The sequence below is a fragment of the Streptomyces sp. Ac-502 genome (assembly GCF_045222935.1).
GTDB lineage: Bacteria > Actinomycetota > Actinomycetes > Streptomycetales > Streptomycetaceae > Streptomyces > Streptomyces monomycini.
The window spans coordinates 6562751-6581749 of record NZ_JBHFFO010000001.1 but is presented as its reverse complement, the minus strand read 5'-3'; the positions used below and the strand labels follow the sequence as shown (position 1 = coordinate 6581749).

General features: G+C 71.4%; 17 protein-coding genes and 5 pseudogenes. 12 read left to right on the top strand and 10 right to left on the bottom strand.

The window, feature by feature from the left end; genetic code table 11:
• Window positions 1-200 precede the first annotated feature (200 nt).
• From deoC to ACEXOX_RS30085, 3 genes and pseudogenes are all read left to right on the top strand, one after another.
• The gene (gene deoC / locus ACEXOX_RS30095) at window positions 201-1196 is read left to right on the top strand and encodes a deoxyribose-phosphate aldolase (RefSeq protein ID WP_406526510.1); all 996 of its coding nucleotides are present in this window, start codon (window positions 201-203) and stop codon (window positions 1194-1196) included.
• A gap of 4 nt (window positions 1197-1200) precedes the next feature.
• Window positions 1201-2636, top strand: a pseudogene (locus ACEXOX_RS30090) (aldehyde dehydrogenase family protein).
• Window positions 2629-3510: pseudogene (locus ACEXOX_RS30085) on the top strand (aldehyde dehydrogenase family protein). The pseudogenes ACEXOX_RS30090 and ACEXOX_RS30085 overlap by 8 nt, the downstream one beginning before the upstream one ends.
• Before the next feature lie 76 nt (window positions 3511-3586).
• Here the strand turns inward: ACEXOX_RS30085 and ACEXOX_RS30080 are convergent.
• Window positions 3587-3805 carry a hypothetical protein gene (locus ACEXOX_RS30080; protein ID WP_406524237.1) on the bottom strand — a complete coding sequence of 73 codons (219 nt, stop codon included), beginning with the start codon at window positions 3803-3805 and terminating at the stop codon, window positions 3587-3589.
• Window positions 3806-4124: 319 nt separating this feature from the next.
• On the opposite strand from ACEXOX_RS30080, the gene ACEXOX_RS30075 reads away from it, so the two are divergent.
• Window positions 4125-4805: a uridine kinase gene (locus ACEXOX_RS30075; RefSeq protein WP_406524236.1), complete on the top strand. Its 681-nt coding sequence runs from the start codon at window positions 4125-4127 to the stop codon at window positions 4803-4805.
• 156 nt (window positions 4806-4961) lie between these two features.
• Here ACEXOX_RS30075 and ACEXOX_RS30070 read toward each other — a convergent pair whose 3' ends face one another.
• Window positions 4962-5762 (bottom strand): SigE family RNA polymerase sigma factor, encoded by an 801-nt coding sequence (locus ACEXOX_RS30070; protein ID WP_406524235.1) that lies wholly within the window; start codon window positions 5760-5762, stop codon window positions 4962-4964.
• Between the two features lie 218 nt (window positions 5763-5980).
• Between ACEXOX_RS30070 and afsQ1 the strand changes: the two genes are divergently transcribed.
• From afsQ1 to ACEXOX_RS30045, 5 genes are all read left to right on the top strand, one after another.
• Window positions 5981-6658: a two-component system response regulator AfsQ1 gene (afsQ1, locus tag ACEXOX_RS30065; RefSeq protein ID WP_004571966.1), complete on the top strand. Its 678-nt coding sequence runs from the start codon at window positions 5981-5983 to the stop codon at window positions 6656-6658.
• Window positions 6655-8439: an ATP-binding protein gene (locus ACEXOX_RS30060; RefSeq protein WP_406524234.1), complete on the top strand. Its 1785-nt coding sequence runs from the start codon at window positions 6655-6657 to the stop codon at window positions 8437-8439. The genes afsQ1 and ACEXOX_RS30060 overlap by 4 nt, the downstream gene beginning before the upstream one ends.
• 62 nt (window positions 8440-8501) lie before the next feature.
• A complete protein-coding gene (locus tag ACEXOX_RS30055; RefSeq protein WP_406524233.1) occupies window positions 8502-9119 on the top strand; it encodes a hypothetical protein in 618 nt (205 codons plus the stop codon).
• A 173-nt stretch (window positions 9120-9292) separates the two neighbouring features.
• Window positions 9293-9805 (top strand): VanZ family protein, encoded by a 513-nt coding sequence (locus ACEXOX_RS30050; protein ID WP_406524232.1) that lies wholly within the window; start codon window positions 9293-9295, stop codon window positions 9803-9805.
• Window positions 9806-9854: 49 nt separating this feature from the next.
• Complete coding sequence (locus ACEXOX_RS30045; RefSeq protein WP_030017495.1) at window positions 9855-10061, top strand: PspC domain-containing protein; 207 nt, start codon at window positions 9855-9857, stop codon at window positions 10059-10061.
• Window positions 10062-10211: 150 nt separating this feature from the next.
• Here ACEXOX_RS30045 and ACEXOX_RS30040 read toward each other — a convergent pair whose 3' ends face one another.
• The gene (locus ACEXOX_RS30040; protein ID WP_030017496.1) at window positions 10212-10481 is read right to left on the bottom strand and encodes a hypothetical protein; all 270 of its coding nucleotides are present in this window, start codon (window positions 10479-10481) and stop codon (window positions 10212-10214) included.
• A 139-nt stretch (window positions 10482-10620) separates the two neighbouring features.
• Window positions 10621-11781 (bottom strand): adenosine deaminase, encoded by a 1161-nt coding sequence (locus tag ACEXOX_RS30035; protein WP_406524231.1) that lies wholly within the window; start codon window positions 11779-11781, stop codon window positions 10621-10623.
• A 103-nt stretch (window positions 11782-11884) separates the two neighbouring features.
• Between ACEXOX_RS30035 and ACEXOX_RS30030 the strand changes: the two are divergent.
• Window positions 11885-12651, top strand: a pseudogene (locus ACEXOX_RS30030) (alpha/beta hydrolase).
• 117 nt (window positions 12652-12768) lie between these two features.
• The gene (locus ACEXOX_RS30025) at window positions 12769-13179 is read left to right on the top strand and encodes a VOC family protein (RefSeq protein WP_406524230.1); all 411 of its coding nucleotides are present in this window, start codon (window positions 12769-12771) and stop codon (window positions 13177-13179) included.
• A gap of 21 nt (window positions 13180-13200) precedes the next feature.
• Here the strand turns inward: ACEXOX_RS30025 and ACEXOX_RS30020 are convergent.
• Window positions 13201-14234 (bottom strand): annotated as a pseudogene (locus tag ACEXOX_RS30020) (LysR family transcriptional regulator).
• 35 nt (window positions 14235-14269) lie between these two features.
• Here ACEXOX_RS30020 and ACEXOX_RS30015 point away from each other — a divergent pair.
• Window positions 14270-15603: pseudogene (locus ACEXOX_RS30015) on the top strand (MFS transporter).
• Window positions 15604-15681: 78 nt separating this feature from the next.
• On the opposite strand, the gene ACEXOX_RS30010 reads toward ACEXOX_RS30015, so the two are convergent.
• The 5 genes from ACEXOX_RS30010 to ACEXOX_RS29990 all read right to left on the bottom strand — a co-directional run bounded on the left by ACEXOX_RS30010 (window position 15682) and on the right by ACEXOX_RS29990 (window position 18894).
• Window positions 15682-16269 carry a Uma2 family endonuclease gene (locus tag ACEXOX_RS30010; RefSeq protein ID WP_406524229.1) on the bottom strand — a complete coding sequence of 196 codons (588 nt, stop codon included), beginning with the start codon at window positions 16267-16269 and terminating at the stop codon, window positions 15682-15684.
• Window positions 16270-16413: 144 nt separating this feature from the next.
• Window positions 16414-16908: a Uma2 family endonuclease gene (locus ACEXOX_RS30005; protein ID WP_406524228.1), complete on the bottom strand. Its 495-nt coding sequence runs from the start codon at window positions 16906-16908 to the stop codon at window positions 16414-16416.
• A gap of 27 nt (window positions 16909-16935) precedes the next feature.
• Window positions 16936-17277, bottom strand: coding sequence for a DUF3140 domain-containing protein (locus ACEXOX_RS30000; protein ID WP_406524227.1), 342 nt, complete (start codon window positions 17275-17277; stop codon window positions 16936-16938).
• Between the two features lie 5 nt (window positions 17278-17282).
• Complete coding sequence (locus ACEXOX_RS29995; protein ID WP_406524226.1) at window positions 17283-17507, bottom strand: DUF2945 domain-containing protein; 225 nt, start codon at window positions 17505-17507, stop codon at window positions 17283-17285.
• Between the two features lie 109 nt (window positions 17508-17616).
• Complete coding sequence (locus ACEXOX_RS29990; RefSeq protein ID WP_406524225.1) at window positions 17617-18894, bottom strand: thymidine phosphorylase; 1278 nt, start codon at window positions 18892-18894, stop codon at window positions 17617-17619.
• Between the last annotated feature and the right edge of the window lie 105 nt (window positions 18895-18999).

Sequence of the window (18999 nt, the reverse complement as noted above, 5' to 3'; positions counted from 1 at the left end):
GCACTCGCGCGAAAGGGCCGCACGCGCCCCCGCGACCCCGTCGCGCACGGCACCGGCGACCGTGCCGGTCGGCCGCCACGCCACCCCGCGTACCCTCGTCGCGCACGGCGCCCGCGCACCCGTTCGTACACCCGCCGCGCCCGTATCCGTCCGCGGGGGTGACATGCAGCTACGCGCGTAGATATGCTCCCCTCGTGACCATGCCCACCACTGTTCCCGCATACGGCAAGGAAGCCGCGGGGCGTCTGGCGTCGATGGCGGACGTGACCGCCTCCGACGGTGCGCTGCGCCGCTTCCTGCACGGCCTCCCGGGCGTCGACGCGGTCGGCCTCCAGGCCCGCGCCGCGACCCTCGGCACCCGCTCGATCAAGACCACGGCGAAGGCGTACGCCATCGATCTCGCCATCTCGATGATCGACCTGACGACGCTCGAAGGAGCGGACACCCCGGGCAAGGTCCGGGCCCTGTGCGCCAAGGGGGTCAACCCCGATCCCACCGACCGCGGCACCCCCAAGGTCGCCGCGATCTGCGTCTACCCCGACATGGTGGCGACCGCCAAGGAGGCCCTGACCGGCTCCGGCATCCACGTCGCCTCCGTCGCCACCGCCTTCCCGGCGGGACGGGCCGCGCTGCCCGTCAAGCTGGCCGACACCCGTGACGCGGTCGCGGCCGGCGCCGACGAGATCGACATGGTGATCGACCGCGGCGCGTTCCTGTCCGGCCGGTACCTGTCCGTCTTCGAGGAGATCAAGCAGGTCAAGGAGGCGTGCCGCCGCGAGGACGGCTCGTACGCCCACCTGAAGGTCATCTTCGAGACCGGCGAACTCCAGACGTACGACAACGTGCGCCGGGTCTCCTGGCTCGCGATGCTGGCGGGCGCCGACTTCATCAAGACCTCGACCGGCAAGGTCGCGGTCAACGCCACCCCGCCGGTGACCCTGCTGATGCTGGAGGCCGTCCGCGACTTCCACGCCACGACCGGCGTGCAGGTCGGCGTGAAGCCGGCCGGCGGCATCCGTACGACCAAGGACGCGATGAAGTACCTGGTCATGGTCAACGAGACGCTGGGCGATCAGTGGCTGACCGCGGACTGGTTCCGCTTCGGCGCCTCCAGCCTGCTCAACGACCTGCTGATGCAGCGCCAGAAGCTCAGCACCGGCCGCTACTCCGGCCCCGACTACGTCACGGTGGACTGAACCGATGAGCTCAGCATTCGCATACGCACCGGCGCCCGAGTCGCGCGCCGTCGTCGACATCGCGCCGTCGTACGGCCTGTTCATCGACGGCGAGTTCACCGAGGCGGCCGGCGGCAAGGTCTTCAAGACCGTCTCGCCCGCGAACGAGGAGGTCCTCTCCGAGGTCGCGCAGGCCGGCTCCGAGGACGTGGACCGTGCCGTCAAGGCCGCCCGCAAGGCGTTCGAGAAGTGGTCGGCGCTGCCCGGCGCCGAGCGCGCCAAGTACCTCTTCCGTATCGCCCGTCTGATCCAGGAGCGCTCCCGCGAGCTGGCCGTCCTGGAGTCGCTGGACAACGGCAAGCCGATCCGCGAGTCCCGCGACTCGGACCTGCCGCTGGTCGCCGCGCACTTCTTCTACTACGCGGGCTGGGCGGACAAGCTGGGCCACGCCGGTTACGGCGCGAACCCCCGTCCGCTGGGCGTGGCCGGCCAGGTCATCCCGTGGAACTTCCCGCTGCTGATGCTGGCGTGGAAGATCGCCCCGGCGCTGGCCTGCGGCAACACCGTCGTCCTCAAGCCCGCCGAGACCACGCCGCTGTCCGCGCTGTTCTTCGCGGACATCTGCCGCCGGGCGGGCCTGCCGAAGGGTGTCGTCAACATCCTGACCGGTGACGGTTCGGCCGGTGCCGCGCTGGTCGCGCACCCGGACGTCAACAAGGTGGCGTTCACCGGCTCGACCGAGGTCGGCAAGGCCATCGCCCGTACCGTCGCCGGTACGGACAAGAAGCTCACCCTGGAGCTGGGCGGCAAGGCCGCGAACATCGTCTTCGACGACGCGCCGATCGACCAGGCCGTCGAGGGCATCGTCAACGGCATCTTCTTCAACCAGGGCCACGTCTGCTGCGCGGGCTCGCGCCTGCTGGTGCAGGAGTCCGTGCAGGACGAGCTGCTGGCGGCGCTCAAGCGCCGGATGAGCACGCTGCGCGTCGGCGACCCGCTGGACAAGAACACCGACATCGGCGCCGTCAACTCCGCCGAGCAGCTGGCCCGGATCACGGAGCTGGCCGACGCGGGCGAGGCCGAGGGCGCCGAGCGCTGGGCCCCGGCCTGCGAACTGCCCGACGCGGGGTACTGGTTCGCGCCGACGCTGTTCACCGGTGTCACCCAGGCCCACCGCATCGCCCAGGAGGAGATCTTCGGGCCGGTGCTGTCGGTGCTCACCTTCCGTACGCCGGAAGAGGCCGTCGCCAAGGCCAACAACACCCCGTACGGGCTGTCGGCGGGCGTCTGGACGGAGAAGGGCTCGCGCATCCTGTGGATGGCGAACAAGCTCCGGGCGGGCATCGTCTGGTCCAACACGTTCAACAAGTTCGACCCGGCCTCGCCGTTCGGCGGCTACAAGGAGTCGGGCTTCGGCCGCGAGGGCGGCGGCACGGTCTGGAGGCGTACCTCGATGTCTGATCGCTTGAGCGTTCTCAAGACCTACAAGCTGTACGTCGGGGGCAAGTTCCCCCGGTCCGAGAGCGGGCGGGTGTACGAGGTGTCGGACTCCAAGGGCAACTGGCTCGCCAACGCGCCCCTGTCCTCCCGTAAGGACGCCCGGGACGCGGTGGTCGCGGCCCGTAAGGCGTTCGGCGGCTGGTCCGGCGCGACCGCGTACAACCGCGGCCAGATCCTCTACCGCGTCGCGGAGATGCTGGAGGGCCGCCGCGAGCAGTTCGCCGCGGAGGTCGCCGACGCCGAGGGCCTGTCGAAGGCCAAGGCCGCGGCGCAGGTGGACGCGGCGATCGACCGCTGGGTCTGATACGCGGGCTGGTCCGACAAGGTCGCCCAGATCGCGGGCTCCGCGAACCCGGTCGCCGGGCCGTACTTCAACCTGTCCTCCCCGGAGCCGACCGGTGTCGTCGCCGTGCTGGCGCCGCAGGAGTCGTCGTTCCTCGGCCTGGTCTCGGTGATCGCCCCGGCGATCGTCACGGGCAACACGGCCGTGGTCGTCACCAGCGAGAAGTCGCCGCTGCCCGCGCTGTCGCTGGGCGAGGTGCTGGCCACCTCCGACCTGCCGGGCGGTGTGGTCAACATCCTGTCGGGCCGCGTCAACGAGCTGGGCGGGCCGCTGGCCGCGCACCAGGACGTCAACGCGATCGACCTGGCGGGCGCCGCGGGCGACGCGGAGCTGGTCAAGGCGCTGGAGACGGCCGCGGCCGACAACCTCAAGCGCGTGCTGCGTCCACAGGCTGTGGACGGTTCCGCCGTCGACTGGAGCGCCGATCCCGGTACGGAACGGATGCTGGCCTTCCTGGAGACGAAGACCGTCTGGCACCCGATGGGGGTCTGAGCCCCCGCACGCCGCCGCCCGCCCTCATCCGTCCATGAGGGCGGGCGGTCCGCGTTCCGCCACGTGACCGGCGGCCTCAGCCGGGCAGCAGCCCCACCGCGGCGCCCGTCAGCGGCAGATCCTCCAACGCGCCTCCCCGGGCGATCGGATCCGTCACGATGCCGGTGGTCAGCGGCTTGAAGTCGGCGACCTGGGTACCGATCTTGTTGGTCAGCGGATCGGCGGAGGTGCCCGCCAGCGGGTCCAGTTTGAGGCTCTTGACCGGCCCGACGCCGCCCGCGAGGGAGTGCTGCAACGCGCCGCCCAACGCCTTGCCGGCCGCCTGGACGTCCAGCTCGCTCTCATGGCCGCGCGCCGCGCCGCCGGTGCCGCACCGGCCGCCGCGAGCGCCGCACCGGCCACCGTGAGCGCCAGCCCCGCGCGCGTCAGGCCGCGCGGTACGCGGCGCCGGTGCCGGGGTCGTGCATGTGAGGCCATGTGCCACCTGCCTGTGCGTCGCCAAGTACATCATTGAGTAATCGAACGATTGCGAAGCGTAGTTGAGGGGCGGCGGGGCGTTCCAGCGACCGCGCTCCGGGTAACCCGCACGGCCCAATGCGCGACAATGGCTCCCCGTGAGCTCCCACACCGCCGCCCGGCCGCCCGCCGCCCGGGTCGTCCTGCTGACCGGTCCCTCCGGCTCCGGCAAGTCGTCCCTCGCCGCCCGCAGTGGCCTGCCCGTGCTCAACCTCGACGACTTCTACAAGGAGGGCACGGACCCGACGCTGCCGTCGCTGGCCGACGGCGGCGGCACCGACTGGGACTCGCCGCTGTCGTGGGACGCCGGTGCCGCCGTGGCCGCGATCGAGGCACTGTGCCGTACGGGACGCACGGCCGTGCCGGTGTACGACATCGCCACCAGCGCACGGGTCGGTGAAACGGTTCTGGAGCGGGGCGACGCGCCACTGTTCCTCGCCGAGGGCATCTTCGCGGCGGACATCGTCGAGCACTGCCGTACGGCGGGCCTGCTCGCCGACGCGCTGTGCCTGCGCGGCCGCCCCACCACGACCTTCCGGCGGCGGCTCGCCCGCGACCTGCGCGAAGCCCGTAAACCGGTACCGGTCCTGCTGCGCCGCGGGCTGCGCCTGCTGCGCGCCGAGCGCGCGATCGTCGCCCGGCACACCGCGCTGGGCGCCCACCCGTGCGCGAAGCCGGAGGCGCTGGCGCGGATAGCGGCGGCCCGGAACGCGGCGGACGGGGCCGGGCACATCGCCGCGGGCCCCGCGAATCCCGCGGCTGCGACGATCAGCGCCTGAACGACCGGGCGCCGCACGGGCCGTATGCCGCAGGCCCGAACGGCGCCCGAACGGCGAAGGAGCGGATTCGCGCCGTACCCCCGGCCGGCCGAACCCGCTCCTCATCCCCCCGTGCCCCCCGTGGTTCCCCCCTCGGGACCCCCGTCTTCCCCGCCCTCAGGCCACCAGCTCGCCGAAGGACTCCTGCTCGTCACGGCCGAAGCTGAGGACGTCGTCCTCGCGCAGCCGGCGCAGGGAGCGCCAGATGCTGGACTTCACCGTGCCGACACTGATGTGGAGAATGTCCGCGATCTCCGGGTCCGTACGGCCCTCGTAGTAGCGCAGCACCAGCATGGTGCGCTGCGTCTCGGGCAGCCGGGCCAGCGCCTGCCACAGCACCGCGCGCAGCTCCGTGCCGCGCATCGCGTCCGTGTCACCGGCCGTCTCCGGCAGTTCCTCAGTCGGGTACTCGTTCAGCTTGCGGCGGCGCCACGCGCTGATGTGCAGGTTGGTCATCGTGCGGCGCAGGTAGCCGCCCAGCGCCGCCTTGTCGCTGATCCGGTCCCACGCCCGGTAGGTCGAGAACAGCGCGCTCTGCAGCAGGTCCTCGGCCTCGAAGCGGTCGCCGGTCAGGTGGTACGCGGTGGCGTACAGGGAAGCGCGGCGCTCCTGGACGTAGGCGGTGAACGCCGCGGCGGCGTCCCCCGTTTCCTCCGCCTGCGACGCGGTGCGCCGTTCCCCCGTGCCTTCCCTGTACGCCGGTCCCGCGGCGGAACCGGTGGTGCCCCCGTCGGTCCCCCCGTGTCCCCCGTCGCGCTGTGTCATCGCGTCGATCGCGACCATGTACGGAACGCGATGACGCCCGGTGCCGCGAGCGCACCCCCGCCCGCCCACGGCACCGGACTTCTCGGCGGCCCGGCCGACATCGTGCAGACGCGTGATGACTGCGCTGGTCATGGTGCTGTGCAGTGTGTTCATCGCGCGCCCCCGTCGGTAGACCCTGCTTGCTTCGGTTCGTGATGGGGGAAACTCTGCCGAAGCAGTTTCATGACGCTGTCTGCCGTCTGTCACAGCCCTGTCACAGCGGGAGGGTCGCGGCCGGGACACCGTACGGACGCGGGGCGGGCCGGGGCACGGGCACCGCCGGACACCGCGCAGGTCGAAGTCCTGGTCCCCCATGGGCCAGAATGGCCGGTGTGCCTTTCCTGTTGCTGATCGAGGACGACGACGCCATCCGCACGGCCCTCGAACTCTCCCTGTCGCGCCAGGGTCACCGTGTGGTGACCGCGGCGACGGGCGAGGACGGCCTGAAGCTGCTGCGCGAGCAGCGCCCGGACCTGATCGTGCTGGACGTGATGCTGCCGGGCATCGACGGTTTCGAGGTGTGCCGGCGGATCAGGCGTACGGACCAGCTGCCCATCATCCTGCTGACCGCGCGCAACGACGACATCGACGTGGTGGTCGGGCTGGAGTCCGGCGCGGACGACTATGTGGTCAAGCCGGTGCAGGGGCGGGTGCTGGACGCCCGGATCCGGGCCGTGCTGCGGCGCGGGGAGCGGGAGTCCAACGACGCGGCGACGTTCGGTTCCCTGGTCATCGACCGCTCGGCCATGACGGTCACCAAGAACGGCGAGGACCTCCAGCTGACCCCGACCGAGCTGCGCCTGCTGCTGGAGCTGAGCCGCCGCCCCGGGCAGGCGCTGTCCCGGCAGCAGCTGCTGCGGCTGGTGTGGGAGCACGACTACCTCGGTGACTCGCGGCTGGTGGACGCGTGCGTGCAGCGCCTCCGGGCGAAGGTGGAGGACGTACCGTCCTCGCCGACCCTGATCCGTACGGTGCGCGGTGTCGGCTACCGGCTGGACACCCCGCAGTGACGGAGCGCTCGTCCGAGAGCCGTACGGATGCTGAGACGGCCGCCGAGGGCGAGGGCGTGCCGGAGCGGCCCGGCTTCCTCCGGCGGTGCGTACGGGCGCTCGGCCTGCTGCGCTGGACCAGCCTGCGGCTGCGGCTGGTGTTCGTCTTCGCGCTCGTCGCGCTGACCGCGGCGGTCTCCGCCTCCGGCATCGCGTACTGGCTCAACCGCAACACCGTGCTGGACCGCACCCAGAACTCCGCGCTCAACGACTTCCGCAAGTCGCTGGAGGACAGCACCCGTTCGCTGTCGCCGCGGCCGCGGTGCGCGGAGCTGGACGACGCGGCACGGCAGATGGCGGGCGGGCCGCAGAACTACGCCGTCCTGCTGGTCGCGCAGGGCAGCGACGGCAAGCAGTGCGTGGCGTCCACGGACAAGGACCTGTTCACGCTCAAGACGGTGCCCAAGCCGCTGCAGACGGCGGTCAACGAGAAGCGCGCGCTGGACGACGGCAACCGCGTCCCGTACCACATGTACTGGCAGCGCAAGGAGCTGCGGGACACCCCGTACCTCGTCGCCGGGGCCCGGATGAACGGCGGCGGCCCGACCGGCTACATGCTCAAGTCGCTGGCCACCGAGCGGCAGGACCTCAACTCGCTGGCCTGGTCGCTGGGGATCGCCACCGCGCTGGCCCTGGTCGGCTCGGCGCTGCTGGCGCAGGCCGCCGCGACGACCGTGCTGCGGCCCGTGCAGCGCCTGGGCCACGCGGCCCGGCAGCTGGGCGAGGGCCGGCTGGACACCCGGCTGCGGGTGACCGGCACCGACGAACTCGCCGACCTCTCGCGCACCTTCAACCGTACGGCCGAACGCCTGGAACAGCGGGTCGAGGAGCTGAGCGGCCGCGAGGCGTCCTCCCGCCGCTTCGTCGCCGACATGTCGCACGAGCTGCGCACGCCGCTGACGGCGATCACGGCGGTCACCGAGGTGCTGGAGGAAGAGGAGGACTCCCTCGACCCGATGATCGCGCCCGCGGTGAAGCTGGTGGTCAGCGAGACCCGGCGGCTGAACGACCTGGTGGAGAACCTGATGGAGGTCACCCGCTTCGACGCGGGGACGGCGCGGCTGGTGCAGGACGAGGTGGACGTCGCGGACCAGGTGACCGCGTGCGTCGACGCGCGGGCCTGGCTGGACGCGGTCGAGCTGGACGCCGAGCGCGGCATCGTGGCCCGGCTGGACCCGCGCCGCCTCGACGTCATCCTGGCCAACCTCATCGGCAACGCGCTCAAGCACGGCGGCTCGCCGGTCCGGGTCTCGGTACGCACCGAGGCCACGCCGGACGGCGAGGACCTGGTGATCCGGGTACGGGACCACGGCCCCGGCATTCCCCAGGAGGTCCTGCCGCACGTCTTCGACCGCTTCTACAAGGCGAGCGCGTCCCGGCCGCGGTCGGAGGGCAGCGGCCTGGGCCTGTCGATCGCACTGGAGAACGCCCACATCCACGGCGGCGAGATCACGGCCGCGAACTCGCCGGAGGGCGGCGCGGTCTTCACCCTGCGGCTGCCGGTGGGCGCCTCGGCCGCCGGAGCGGCCAATGAGGCGGACAGCGATACGGACGGGGACGGGGGCGGCGGTTCGGCCGTGGGGGCCGGTACGGAGACGGGCACCCGTACCGACGGGCGCGGCCGTAAGAACGCGCGCCCCGACGCTGATCCTGACGCGAACCCCGACGCGGACGCGGGCCCTGAAGGCACGGAGCGGCGCGGCACCGAGGCCCGCGGCACGGAAGGCGGTGACGGCCGATGACGTGGCGCACCCGTGAGCCGTCGTCCGGGCCCGGCCCCGGGCTTGGTCCCCGTACCCGGCCCTTGCCCCGCCCCCGGACCACGGTGCTGACCGCCCTCGCTCTGGGCGCCCTCGTACCGGCCCTGGCGAGCTGCGGCATCCGCGGTACGTCCGTGCCGGTCGACGCCGGGGGCGCGCCCTCCCGCGTCAGCTGCAAGGTTCCTGCGGACTCGGTACCCCCGGTCCCGCCCGACAGCTCGCGGGTCACCGTCTACCTGGAGTGCAGCTCGGCGCTGGCACCGGTGGAGCGGACCGTGTCCAACCCCAAGCAGCAGTCCACCGACCGTCTCCGGTCGGCCCGCGCGCTGCTGGGCGAACTCCGGGAGCAGCCGGGGACCGTCGAGGAGGAGGCCGGGTTCATCACGGCGGTGCCGGAGAACCTGGAGGTGTCCGGGCCGCGCGCGGGCGATCCCGCCGGCACGCTGCGGCTGAGCGCGCGGCCGGAGGACCTGCCGTCCTTCGCGCTCGCCCAGATCGTGTGCACGTTCGGCGAGAGCGCTGCTCTGGGCCGTACGCACGCGGCGGTGCTGGGCGGCCCCGGTGACGGCCATCCGCAGCGTTACCCCTGCTCGGACGAGGTGCGCACGCATCCGGACAGTGTGCTGGGCGCGGGGTCGGACGCTCCGGGGGCGTCGGGCTGAGACGGCAGGGGCGTCGGGCTGAGACGGCCGGGGCGTCGGGCTGAGGAGACCGCGAGAACATGCCGGGACGGCCACGGCGACCACGGCCCGGGCCTTACGGAACCACGGCCGCCGGTAGGCGCGTCCTGGCCTGTGTGCAGGGTCATGGCCGCGGCGGTACCGCCGCCCTCCGTATGCGCGCCGCGGGAGCCGTCCTCCTCGTGGCGCATCTGCTGATCGTCGGCTGGCTGTCGCTGCGCCCCCGTACGGTGCCCTGGGTGCCCGCCGCGAACCTCCGGCCGCTGGCGACGATCCGCGCGGAGCTGGCGCACGGGCCGTGGGAGGCCGTGCAGAGCCTCGGGGGCGCGGTGCTGCTGCTGGCGCCGCTGGGCATTCTGCTGCCGATGACAGCCGGCCGCTTGAACGTTTCTCCGCTGGGCTCCCTGACGCGTACGGTCTTCACCGGCGCGATGGTCTCGCTGGCGATCGGACTGCTCCAGGCCGGCATACCCGGCCGGGTGCCGGACGTGGACATGGTGCTGCTCAACACGGCCGGGGTCGTACTGGCGCACCTGCTGGTCGTACCAGGGTTCCGGTACCGGCTACGCCGCAAGGAGGACCGGCCCGCACGGCCGACCCCCACGCGGACCAGGGTTCACATCGCACCGCAGGCCGACGCCCTGTCGGGCTCCCGGACCTACCTTTGAGACATCGGGGCAGACAGTCCCGTACCCGGTCGAAAAGGAGTCGAGAACCATGGCCGCCGCACTGGTCCGTCCCCGCAACAACAGGATGATCGCCGGAGTGTGCGCGGGCCTGGCGCGGCGCTTCGGCACCACGCCCGGCACGATGCGCGTGCTCTTCCTTCTCTCGTGCCTGCTCCCGGGCCCGCAGTTCCTGATCTACCTGGCCCTGTGGCTGTTCCTGCCCTCCGAGGACAAGGCCCACCGGAGCGCCTGGTAGTTGTCATACGGACGCCTGGCAGTCCCGATACGGATGCCTGGCAGCCCGCCATGCGGATGCCTGGTAGTCCTCACACGGCCGTGCCCCGGCCCGTACACGAAGTACGGGCCGGGGCACGGCCGTGTCCGCTCCAGGACGCGTCCCGGAGCCTCAGCCGAGCGCCTTGGTGAGGCCCCCGGCAGGCAGGCCGCCCAGCAGGTTGCCCTTGTTGTTGGTCTTCAGGGCGTGCTCGGGGCCGTGGTCGCCGGTGACGCTCTTGGCGGTCTCCTGGACGGGCAGGCTGTTCTGGAGTGTGTCCGCGACGTCACCCGGTACGTTGGCGCCGGTCACCTCGGCGGCGGAAGCCGTACCGGCCGCCGCGGCGGCGAAGGCGACGCCGAGCGCGGCGGCACCGAGGGTCCTGATGGTTCCCTGCTTCATGGAAATACATCCTTGTGATGGGAGTTCGACCGGACCGGAAATCTAGTGACGCCGCCGACACGCCGCAAACACCCTTCGGGAACGGAAAACGGCCGGAGCTTGACACCCCGGCCGTCCGTAATTCTCGTATCCGCTCCGCTTACTCGGAGCGATACTCGCTGATCACCGCGGGCTCGGCATCCACCTGGCGGAACAGCCATTCGGACCGCAGCCCGGCGTAACCGGGCTTGATGACATCGTTGATCATCGCCAGGCGTTCATCGAAAGGAATGAACGCGCTCTTCATCGCATTGACGGTGAACCACTGCATGTCGTCGAGCGTGTATCGAAATGTCGAGACCAGGTGCTCGAATTCCCGGGACATGCTCGTACCGCTCATCAGCCGGTTGTCGGTGTTGACCGTCAGACGGAACTGGAGCCGGCGCAGCAGGCCGATCGGGTGCTCCGCGTACGAGGTGGCGGCGCCGGTCTGGAGGTTGGAGGTGGGGCACATCTCCAGCGGGATGCGCTTGTCCCGTACGTACGAGGCGAGCCGGCCCAGCTTGACCGAGCCGTCGTCGGCGACCTCCATGTCGTCGATGATGCGGACGCCGTGGCCGAGCCGGTCCGCGCCGCACCACTGGAGTGCCTGCCAGATCGACGGCAGGCCGAACGCCTCGCCCGCGTGGATCGTGAAGTGATTGTTCTCCCGCTTGAGGTACTCGAACGCGTCGAGGTGGCGGGTGGGCGGGAAGCCGGCCTCGGCGCCCGCGATGTCGAATCCGGCGACACCCAGGTCGCGGTAGCGGTTGGCCAGTTCGGCGATCTCCAGGGCCCGGGCCGCGTGCCGCATGGCGGTCAGCAGGGCGCCGACGCGGATGCGGTGGCCGGCCGCGCGGGCCCGCCGCTCGCCCTCGCGGAACCCGTCGTTGACCGCCTCGACGACCTCTTCGAGGGTGAGGCCCTTCTCCAGGTGCTGCTCGGGCGCGTACCGCACCTCGGCGTACACGACACCGTCCGCGGCCAGGTCCTCGGCGCACTCGGCCGCCACCCGCGTCAGGGCCTCGCGGGTCTGCATGACGGCACAGGTGTGCGCGAAGGTCTCCAGATAGCGTTCCAGCGAACCGGAGTCGGCGGCCTCGCGGAACCAGACGCCGAGCTTCTCCGGGTCGGTCTCGGGCAGGCCGTCGTACCCGGTCTCGCGGGCCAGGTCGACGATCGTGGCGGGGCGCAGGCCGCCGTCGAGGTGATCGTGCAGCAGCACCTTGGGCGCGCGGCGGATCTGGTCGACGGTCGGAAGAGTGGTGGTCTCGCTCGTCATCTCGGCACTGTAGCGCCTACGCGCGTAGAACTTCACGAACGATACGCAACGGTGACCCGTACACGGGGTGGCCCGCGCGCCGCCTTCTGCCATCGTTTCGGTCATGGCTCAGCAAGCGTTGCCGGTGCGCGGTGCCCGGCTGGGGAAACCGCGGGGAACGGACGGAGCGGCACGGGCGGTGTGCGGCGTCGCGCTGTTGCTGCCGGAGGGCGGCCCTTCGGGCACCCGGCGGCCCTCCCCCTGTCCACCCTGGCGGTCCGTCCGCTGGCCGCCCGGCTGGCCAGGGCGGGGCGTACGGAGGGTCTGGTGGTCCACGTCGTGCACTACCGCTGCCGCGGCTGGAACGGCCCGTCGGCCCACCCGGCGGCGGACGCCTCCTGGGCACTGGAGGAGGTGGCGCGGCGCTACGGGGACGTACCGGTCTGTCTGGCCGGTACGGGCATGGGCGCCCGCGCCGCACTGCACGCGGCGGGCCACCCGGCGGTCAACTCCGTGCTGGCACTGGCCCCGTGGATACCCGACCTGGGCCCGGAGGGCGCCGACTCCGTTCCCGTGAAACAGCTCGCCGGCCGGCAGGTGCTGCTCGTCCACGGCACGAACGACGAGCGGACCGACCCGGACCTGTCCTACCGCTACGCCGAGCGCGCCAAGAAGATCAACCGCGACGTCTGCCGCTTCGAGGTCCACTCCGACGGCCACTCCCTGCACCAGCACCGCTCCGAAGTCCTGGCGCTGGCCACCGACTTCGTCCTGGGCTCGCTCTTCGCCCACAACTACGCCCGCCCGGTCGCGGACGCGCTGGCGGCGCCGCCGCCGCTGGGCCTGCGGATGCCGTTGGCGTCGGGCTTCGGGGAGTCGCTGAAGCACTAGGAAGGGGCGCGCGGCAGCACCTTTCCGTGGCTTCCGACCACCGTCAGCTCCGTCGACCATCTTGACCGTCTCGACCATCTTGACCGTCTCGACCGTCTCGACCGCCAGGAGGCTCCCGTGCCGAACACGCTCGACCACGTGATCGTCCACTGCCACGACCAGAAGGCCACCGCCGCCTTCCTGAGCGACCTCATGGACGCTCCCGCACCCGCCGACTGGGGCCCGTTCACCCAGGTGCAGACCGCCAACGGTGTCGGCATCGACTTCCTCGACAGCCAGGTGGCACCGGACGCGATCAACGGCAGCCACGTCGCCTTCCTGGTCACCGACGAGGAGTTCGACGCGATCTTCGACCGTATCCGGAAGCAGTCGGTGCGCTACTGGGCCGACCCGTTCCGCGCGAAGGAGAACGAGATCAACCACCACTGGGGCGGCCGCGGGCTCTACGTCCTCGACCCGGGCGGCACGGTCGCCATCGAGTTCATGACCGTGACCTACGGAGCCCTGGAGGACATGGGCACGGAGTGACGCCGGCGGGACGTCCGCGTCTCACCGGGGAATCAGCTTCCCCCTCCGCCCCAGCAGGAACTTCTTGAACGCCGCCACCGGTGGCGTGTCGGGATGGCCGTCCATCCAGGCCAGCCCGATCTCGCGGACCGCGCGCGGGGCCGTGACCGTCAGCTCGGCGACGCCCGGGCGCGGCACGGCCGGCGGCGGCAGCAGCGCCACCCCGAGACCGGCGGCGACCAGGCCGCGCAGCGTCTCGGCCTCCTCCCCTCGAACGCGATCCTCGGCGTGAAGCCCGCCTCGGCGCACAGCGCGTCGGTGATCCGGCGCAGCCCGTACCCCGGCTCCAGGGTCACGAACAGCTCCCCCGCCGCCTCCGCCAGCCGGACCCGCTTACGGGCCGCCAGCGGATGGTCGTCCGGCACCACCAGCCGCAGCTTCTGCTCGTCCAGGCGGCGTGCGACCAGGTCCGGGTAGTCCGGCACCGGCGAGGTCAGACAGAGATCCAGGTCACCGGCGCGCAGCCGCTCGATCATCGCCTCGCCGTAGTTCTGGACGAGCTGGAAACGCACTCGCGGGTGATCGGCGCGGAAGGTGCGGATCAGGCCCGGTACGGTCTCCGAGCCCATGGTGTGCAGAAAGCCGAAGGCGACCTTGCCCGCCGTTGGGTCGGTGTCGGCCCGTACGGACTCCGTGGCACGCTCGACGTCCAGCAGCGCGCGCTCGGTGGAAGCGAGAAAAGCGCGACCGGCCGGAGTCAGCGAAAGGGTCCGGCCGCGGCGGGCGAAGAGCGCGACCCCGAGGTCGGCCTCCAGCCGGACGATGGCACGGCTGAGGGTGGACTGCGGCATGCCCAGCTCGTGCGCGGCGCGCGTGACGTGCTCGTGGCGCGCGACAGCGGCGAACTGCGCGAGGCGGGGCGTCAGGGCCAGCGCCCACGAGTCCACCCCGAGATCCGCGGTCTCCGCCGGTTCGCCCGCCCGCGTCCGGATGTCTTTCGTATTGCCAGGGTGCGACAGAGGCCGCCCTGAGCTGCTGTTATGCGCCACAGCATCGATTATGGCGTTTCTATGCATTGGACGCATGAAACCGCCAGGCATACGTTCGGATCATGCCTCCCGCCGATACCGGGGCGTCGGTAGCCGCGCGCGCCGACGCCTCCGCGCAGTCGTCCCCCGTCACCTCCTCCGCGCCCGCCGCCGACGCGCCCCCGGCGCCCGACCCCGAGGCCGCCAAGCTGCACCCGGGCGGCCCCGGTTACCGCCGGATGAGCTTCGCCCTCTTCGCGGCAGGCGTCGCCACCTTCGCGCTCCTGTACTCCACCCAGGCGCTGCTCCCCGCGATCTCCGCCGACCTCGCCGTGGCACCCGACCAGGCCAGCTGGACCGTGTCGGCCGCCACCTTCGGCCTGGCCCTCGCCGTCATCCCGCTGAGCGCGCTGTCCGAACGCTTCGGCCGCCGCACGATGATGACCGCCTCCCTGTCGGTCGCCGCGCTGATCGCGATGCTGGTGCCGTTCGCCCCCGACCTGGGCTGGCTGGTCGCGCTGCGCACCGTCCAGGGCGTGGCGCTGGCCGGGCTGCCGGCCTCCGCGATGGCGTTCCTCGCCGAAGAGGTACGGGCCAAGGCGCTGGTCGCCGCGATCGGCCTGTTCGTGGCGGGCAACAGCATCGGCGGCATGTCGGGCCGGATCGTCACCGGCTGGGTGGCCCAGGCCTGGGGCTGGCGGGCCGCGCTCGGCGCGGTCGGCGTGCTGGCCGTGCTCTGCGCCGTGGCCTTCCGCCTCCTGGTCCCCAAGGCCCGGCACTTCTCCCCCGCAAGGTCGGCCCGCGCGCCCTGGCCCGCACCCTGGGCGGCCACCTCTCCGACCCGCTCCTGCGCCGCCTGTACGGCATCGGCGCGCTCTTCATGACGGTCTTCGGCGCCGTCTACACCGTCATCGGCTACCGCCTGGTCGACGAGCCCTTCAACCTCCCGCAAGGCATAGTCGGCTCGATCTTCCTCATCTACCTGGTCGGCACGGTCTCCTCCGCCGCGGCGGGCCGCCTGGTAGGCCGCGTCGGCCGCCGCGGGGCCCTCTACCTCGCGGTCGGCACCACGGCGGCGGGCCTGCTGCTCACCCTCACCACGTCGCTCGCCGCCGTCCTGCTGGGCCTGGTCCTGATCACCGCGGGCTTCTTCGCGGGCCACGCTGTGGCGTCGTCCTCCGTCAGCCGCACCGCGAAGACGGCCCGCGCCCAGGCGTCGGCGCTGTACCAGTGCGCGTACTACATCGGCAGCAGCATCGGCGGCGCACTCGGCGCGGCGGCGTTCCACGCGGGCGGCTGGGAGGCCACCGTCGCCCTGGCCCTGGCCGCGATGGCCGGCGCCGCGTCGATCACGCTGTACGCGACGCGCAAGGCAATGGCGGAGCGGCGCGTCCTGCACATACGCCGCCCCGCGTAGACGGCTCCGCCGCCCGGAACCCGAAAGGCTCGCCCTGCCACCTGTCCTGGTGGGGTGGGCCTTTCGCTCGCGAGCTACCTACTCTTTGCCCGGGAATTCGATAGTTTCGACAACCATGTCGAACGGCTTCGGCAGACGGATTTCCTCGCCGAACTTCACCGCTTGCAACACCTGGTAGACATCATTCCGGGGCTCTCCGAACAAGGTGACCGCAGGCACTTCCGGAGCCCAGACATCTACCAACAGATACAGCGGCACACCGGCCCGCGCGTACCCAGCGGCCTTGCTGATCCGGTCTTGACAGGCGTTGGTGGGCGATGTGATCTCAACGATCAGCTCAGCCGCAGCGCCGGGGATGAAGTTGCCCGGTTCATCCAGCGCGACCTCAGGAGCTACTACCAGGTCGGGGATGTACAAGCCCCTGCGGGAAGGAACAGACACTCCGACCGTTTGGTACATCCCCCAGTCGTCAGGCAGGACACCGGTCAATGCGCGCTGCAGTTTCCACGCGATCTTGTTGTGCCGGTTCGCAGGAGCAGGTGACACGGTGACGATCCCCTCGATGATCTCCACCTTGCTGCCCTCGGGGCCCTCCGTCTCCTCCCAGAGCCGGAGGAGTGTCTCCCAGTCGTTTTCCGGCTCGTGGTCGACGGTGAGTGCGCTCATGGCGGTCTCCTCTATCGGTGCGTCACCGAATCCAGCATGCCGAACGCATGGCGGCTTGGTCCACCGACACCGTGCACCCGAACGAGGAGTCTTACCCCTTCAAAGGCCCACTTCGCCACCTGTCCTGGCGGGGTGGGCCTTTCGTCATCCGACGGGGAACAGCGCAGTGTCGACAGTGACGTCGAACGGCGCGGGCAGGCGCAGCTCGTCGCCGTACTTCACCATCTCCAGCCCCCGGTACGAGCCGCCTTCCGGTTCGCCGTGCAGGGTCGCGGTCGGCTTGCCGGAGTGCCAGGGGTCCAGGAGGAGGTAGAGGGGGACGCCGATGACGGCATAGCCGCGCAGCTTGTCGACGCGGTCGTGGCGCGCACCGCAGCGTGAGGTCACCTCGACGACGAACCGAGCCGCATCCTCCGCCCGCCGCTTCTTGGGAGCGACCGCGAGATCCGGGACGAACAGCCCCTGTCCGCCAGGAACCGTCAGTTCCAGAGCCTGGTAGGCCCCCCAGTCGCGAGGAATGGCGGTGTACAGCAGTCGCTGGAGTTCATCCACCGTGTCGTTGTGGGCGCTGTCCGGCGGGGGCTCCACGACGACGCGTCCGCCAACGATCTGCACCTTGCAGCCTTCGGGACATCCCATCGGCCTCGTCCACCCGAACGAGGATCGCTACCCCTTCAACGGATCATGCCCCCAGTTCATCAACGAATACCGCCACGTCGTCTCTTTCACGTCCCCCGACGGCTTCTGCGCGAGGTGGCGGTGCACATACCCCGTGACCTTGCGCATGTGCGCGTAGTCGTCGTCCGAGAGGTCCGCGCGCTTGGTGCGGAGCAGTGAAACGATCCGGCGGCCCGACTCGTGGCCCACCGACTCGCCGCCGTCCTTGTGCTGTCCCGACTCCTTGGACTCGTCCTTCTTCAGCCACGATTCCAGCTCGGACGGGGACATGTTCACCGCGTCCTTGAAGTCCTGCCAGACGGTGTCCCGGTCGTCGTCCGTCTTGGCCATGGCGGTCAGGAGTCCTCTTTCTTCAGGGCGCCGGGCTTGTGCACGGCCGAGCCGTCGGACTTGTCGCTGCGGACCTTGTACTGCGGGTCGTCCGGGGAAGCGTCCACCGTGCGTCCGGCCTCCTCCGTACGCTCCGTGATCTTCTTCTCCACCTTGCCGGCGGCCTTGCTGCCGTGACTCTTCCAGGTGACCTTGTCGCCCTTGCTCAAGTCGTCCTTCTTCTTCGCCATCGCCGGTCTCCTCGCGGTCAGGTGCTTCCAGGACAGCACCGGTCGGGGCGCGGCGCGCGTCGGGCGCGCTCCGAGGGGAGCGCGCCCGGCGGCCGTGAAGGGGGAAGGGTCAGCCGATGCGGTCCAGGATCACCGGGTTCGGGGTGAAGTCGGTGCCGGGCGGGGCGATGAGGACGCCGCCGTCGAGGGCTTCGAGGGCGTAGGGGAGCTTCTCGGGGGTGTCGGTGTGGAGGGTGAGGAGGGGCTGGCCCTCCTTGACCTCGTCGCCGGGCTTGGCGTGGAGTTCGATGCCCGCGCCGGCCTGGACCGGGTCCTCCTTGCGGGCGCGGCCGGCGCCCAGGCGCCAGGCGGAGACTCCCACCGCGTACGCGTCGAGGGTGGTCAGGACGCCGGAGGCGGAGGCGTTGACGGTGTGCTGTTCGCGGGCGACCGGGAGCGGGGCGTCGGGGTCGCCGCCCTGGGCCTGGATCATGCGGCGCCAGTGGTCCATGGCGGAGCCGTCGGCGAGGGCCTTGGCCGGGTCGGCGTCCTTCAGGCCGGCCGCGTCGAGCATTTCGCGGGCCAGCGCGAGGGTGAGTTCGACGACGTCGGCCGGGCCGCCGCCCGCCAGGACCTCCACCGACTCGCGGACTTCGAGGGCGTTGCCGGCGGTCAGGCCGAGCGGGGTGGACATGTCGGTGAGCAGCGCGGAGGTGCGTACGCCGTGGTCGGTGCCGAGTTCGACCATGGTGGCGGCGAGTTCGCGGGCGTCCTCGATGTTCTTCATGAAGGCGCCGGAGCCGACCTTGACGTCCAGGACGAGCGAGCCGGTGCCCTCGGCGATCTTCTTGGACATGATCGAGGAGGCGATCAGCGGGATGGCCTCGACGGTGCCGGTGACGTCGCGCAGCGCGTACAGCTTCTTGTCGGCGGGGGCCAGGCCGTCGCCCGCGGCGCAGATGACCGAGCCGACGCGGTCCAGTACGTCCATCATCTCGGCGTTGGACAGCAGCGCGCGCCAGCCGGGGATGGCCTCCAGCTTGTCGAGGGTGCCGCCGGTGTGGCCGAGGCCGCGGCCGGACGCCTGCGGCACGACCGCGCCGCAGGCGGCGACGAGGGGCGCGAGCGGCAGGGTGATCTTGTCGCCGACGCCGCCGGTGGAGTGCTTGTCGGCGGTCGGACGGGCCAGACCGGCGAAGTCCATCCGCTCGCCGGAGGCGATCATGGCGGCGGTCCAGCGGGCGATCTCCGTACGGTTCATGCCGTTGAGGAAGACGGCCATCGCCAGGGCCGACATCTGCTCGTGGGCGACCTCGCCGCGCGTGTAGGCGTCGATGACCCAGTCGATCTGCTCGGGGGTCAGCTCCTGCTTGTCGCGCTTGGCGCGGATGACCGAGATGACGTCCATCTGGGCTTCCTTTCGTGGAACGGCCGGCTCAGCCCGTCCCTGTACCCGGGAACGACGCGGCGAGCGGGCGTGAACAGTTCTACACGCATAGAGCCGGGAGATCGA

Coding starts and splice junctions, on each gene's coding strand:
- ACEXOX_RS29990 (WP_406524225.1), bottom strand. CDS start 18,894: ATGGACGTCATCTCGGTCATCCGCGCCAAGCGCGACAAGCAGGAGCTG.
- deoC (WP_406526510.1), top strand. CDS start 201: ATGCCCACCACTGTTCCCGCATACGGCAAGGAAGCCGCGGGGCGTCTG.
- ACEXOX_RS30035 (WP_406524231.1), bottom strand. CDS start 11,781: ATGACGAGCGAGACCACCACTCTTCCGACCGTCGACCAGATCCGCCGC.
- ACEXOX_RS30050 (WP_406524232.1), top strand. CDS start 9,293: ATGCGCGCCGCGGGAGCCGTCCTCCTCGTGGCGCATCTGCTGATCGTC.
- ACEXOX_RS30070 (WP_406524235.1), bottom strand. CDS start 5,762: ATGAACACACTGCACAGCACCATGACCAGCGCAGTCATCACGCGTCTG.
- ACEXOX_RS30040 (WP_030017496.1), bottom strand. CDS start 10,481: ATGAAGCAGGGAACCATCAGGACCCTCGGTGCCGCCGCGCTCGGCGTC.
- ACEXOX_RS29995 (WP_406524226.1), bottom strand. CDS start 17,507: ATGGCGAAGAAGAAGGACGACTTGAGCAAGGGCGACAAGGTCACCTGG.
- ACEXOX_RS30045 (WP_030017495.1), top strand. CDS start 9,855: ATGGCCGCCGCACTGGTCCGTCCCCGCAACAACAGGATGATCGCCGGA.
- ACEXOX_RS30000 (WP_406524227.1), bottom strand. CDS start 17,277: ATGGCCAAGACGGACGACGACCGGGACACCGTCTGGCAGGACTTCAAG.
- ACEXOX_RS30010 (WP_406524229.1), bottom strand. CDS start 16,269: ATGAGCGCACTCACCGTCGACCACGAGCCGGAAAACGACTGGGAGACA.
- ACEXOX_RS30005 (WP_406524228.1), bottom strand. CDS start 16,908: ATGGGATGTCCCGAAGGCTGCAAGGTGCAGATCGTTGGCGGACGCGTC.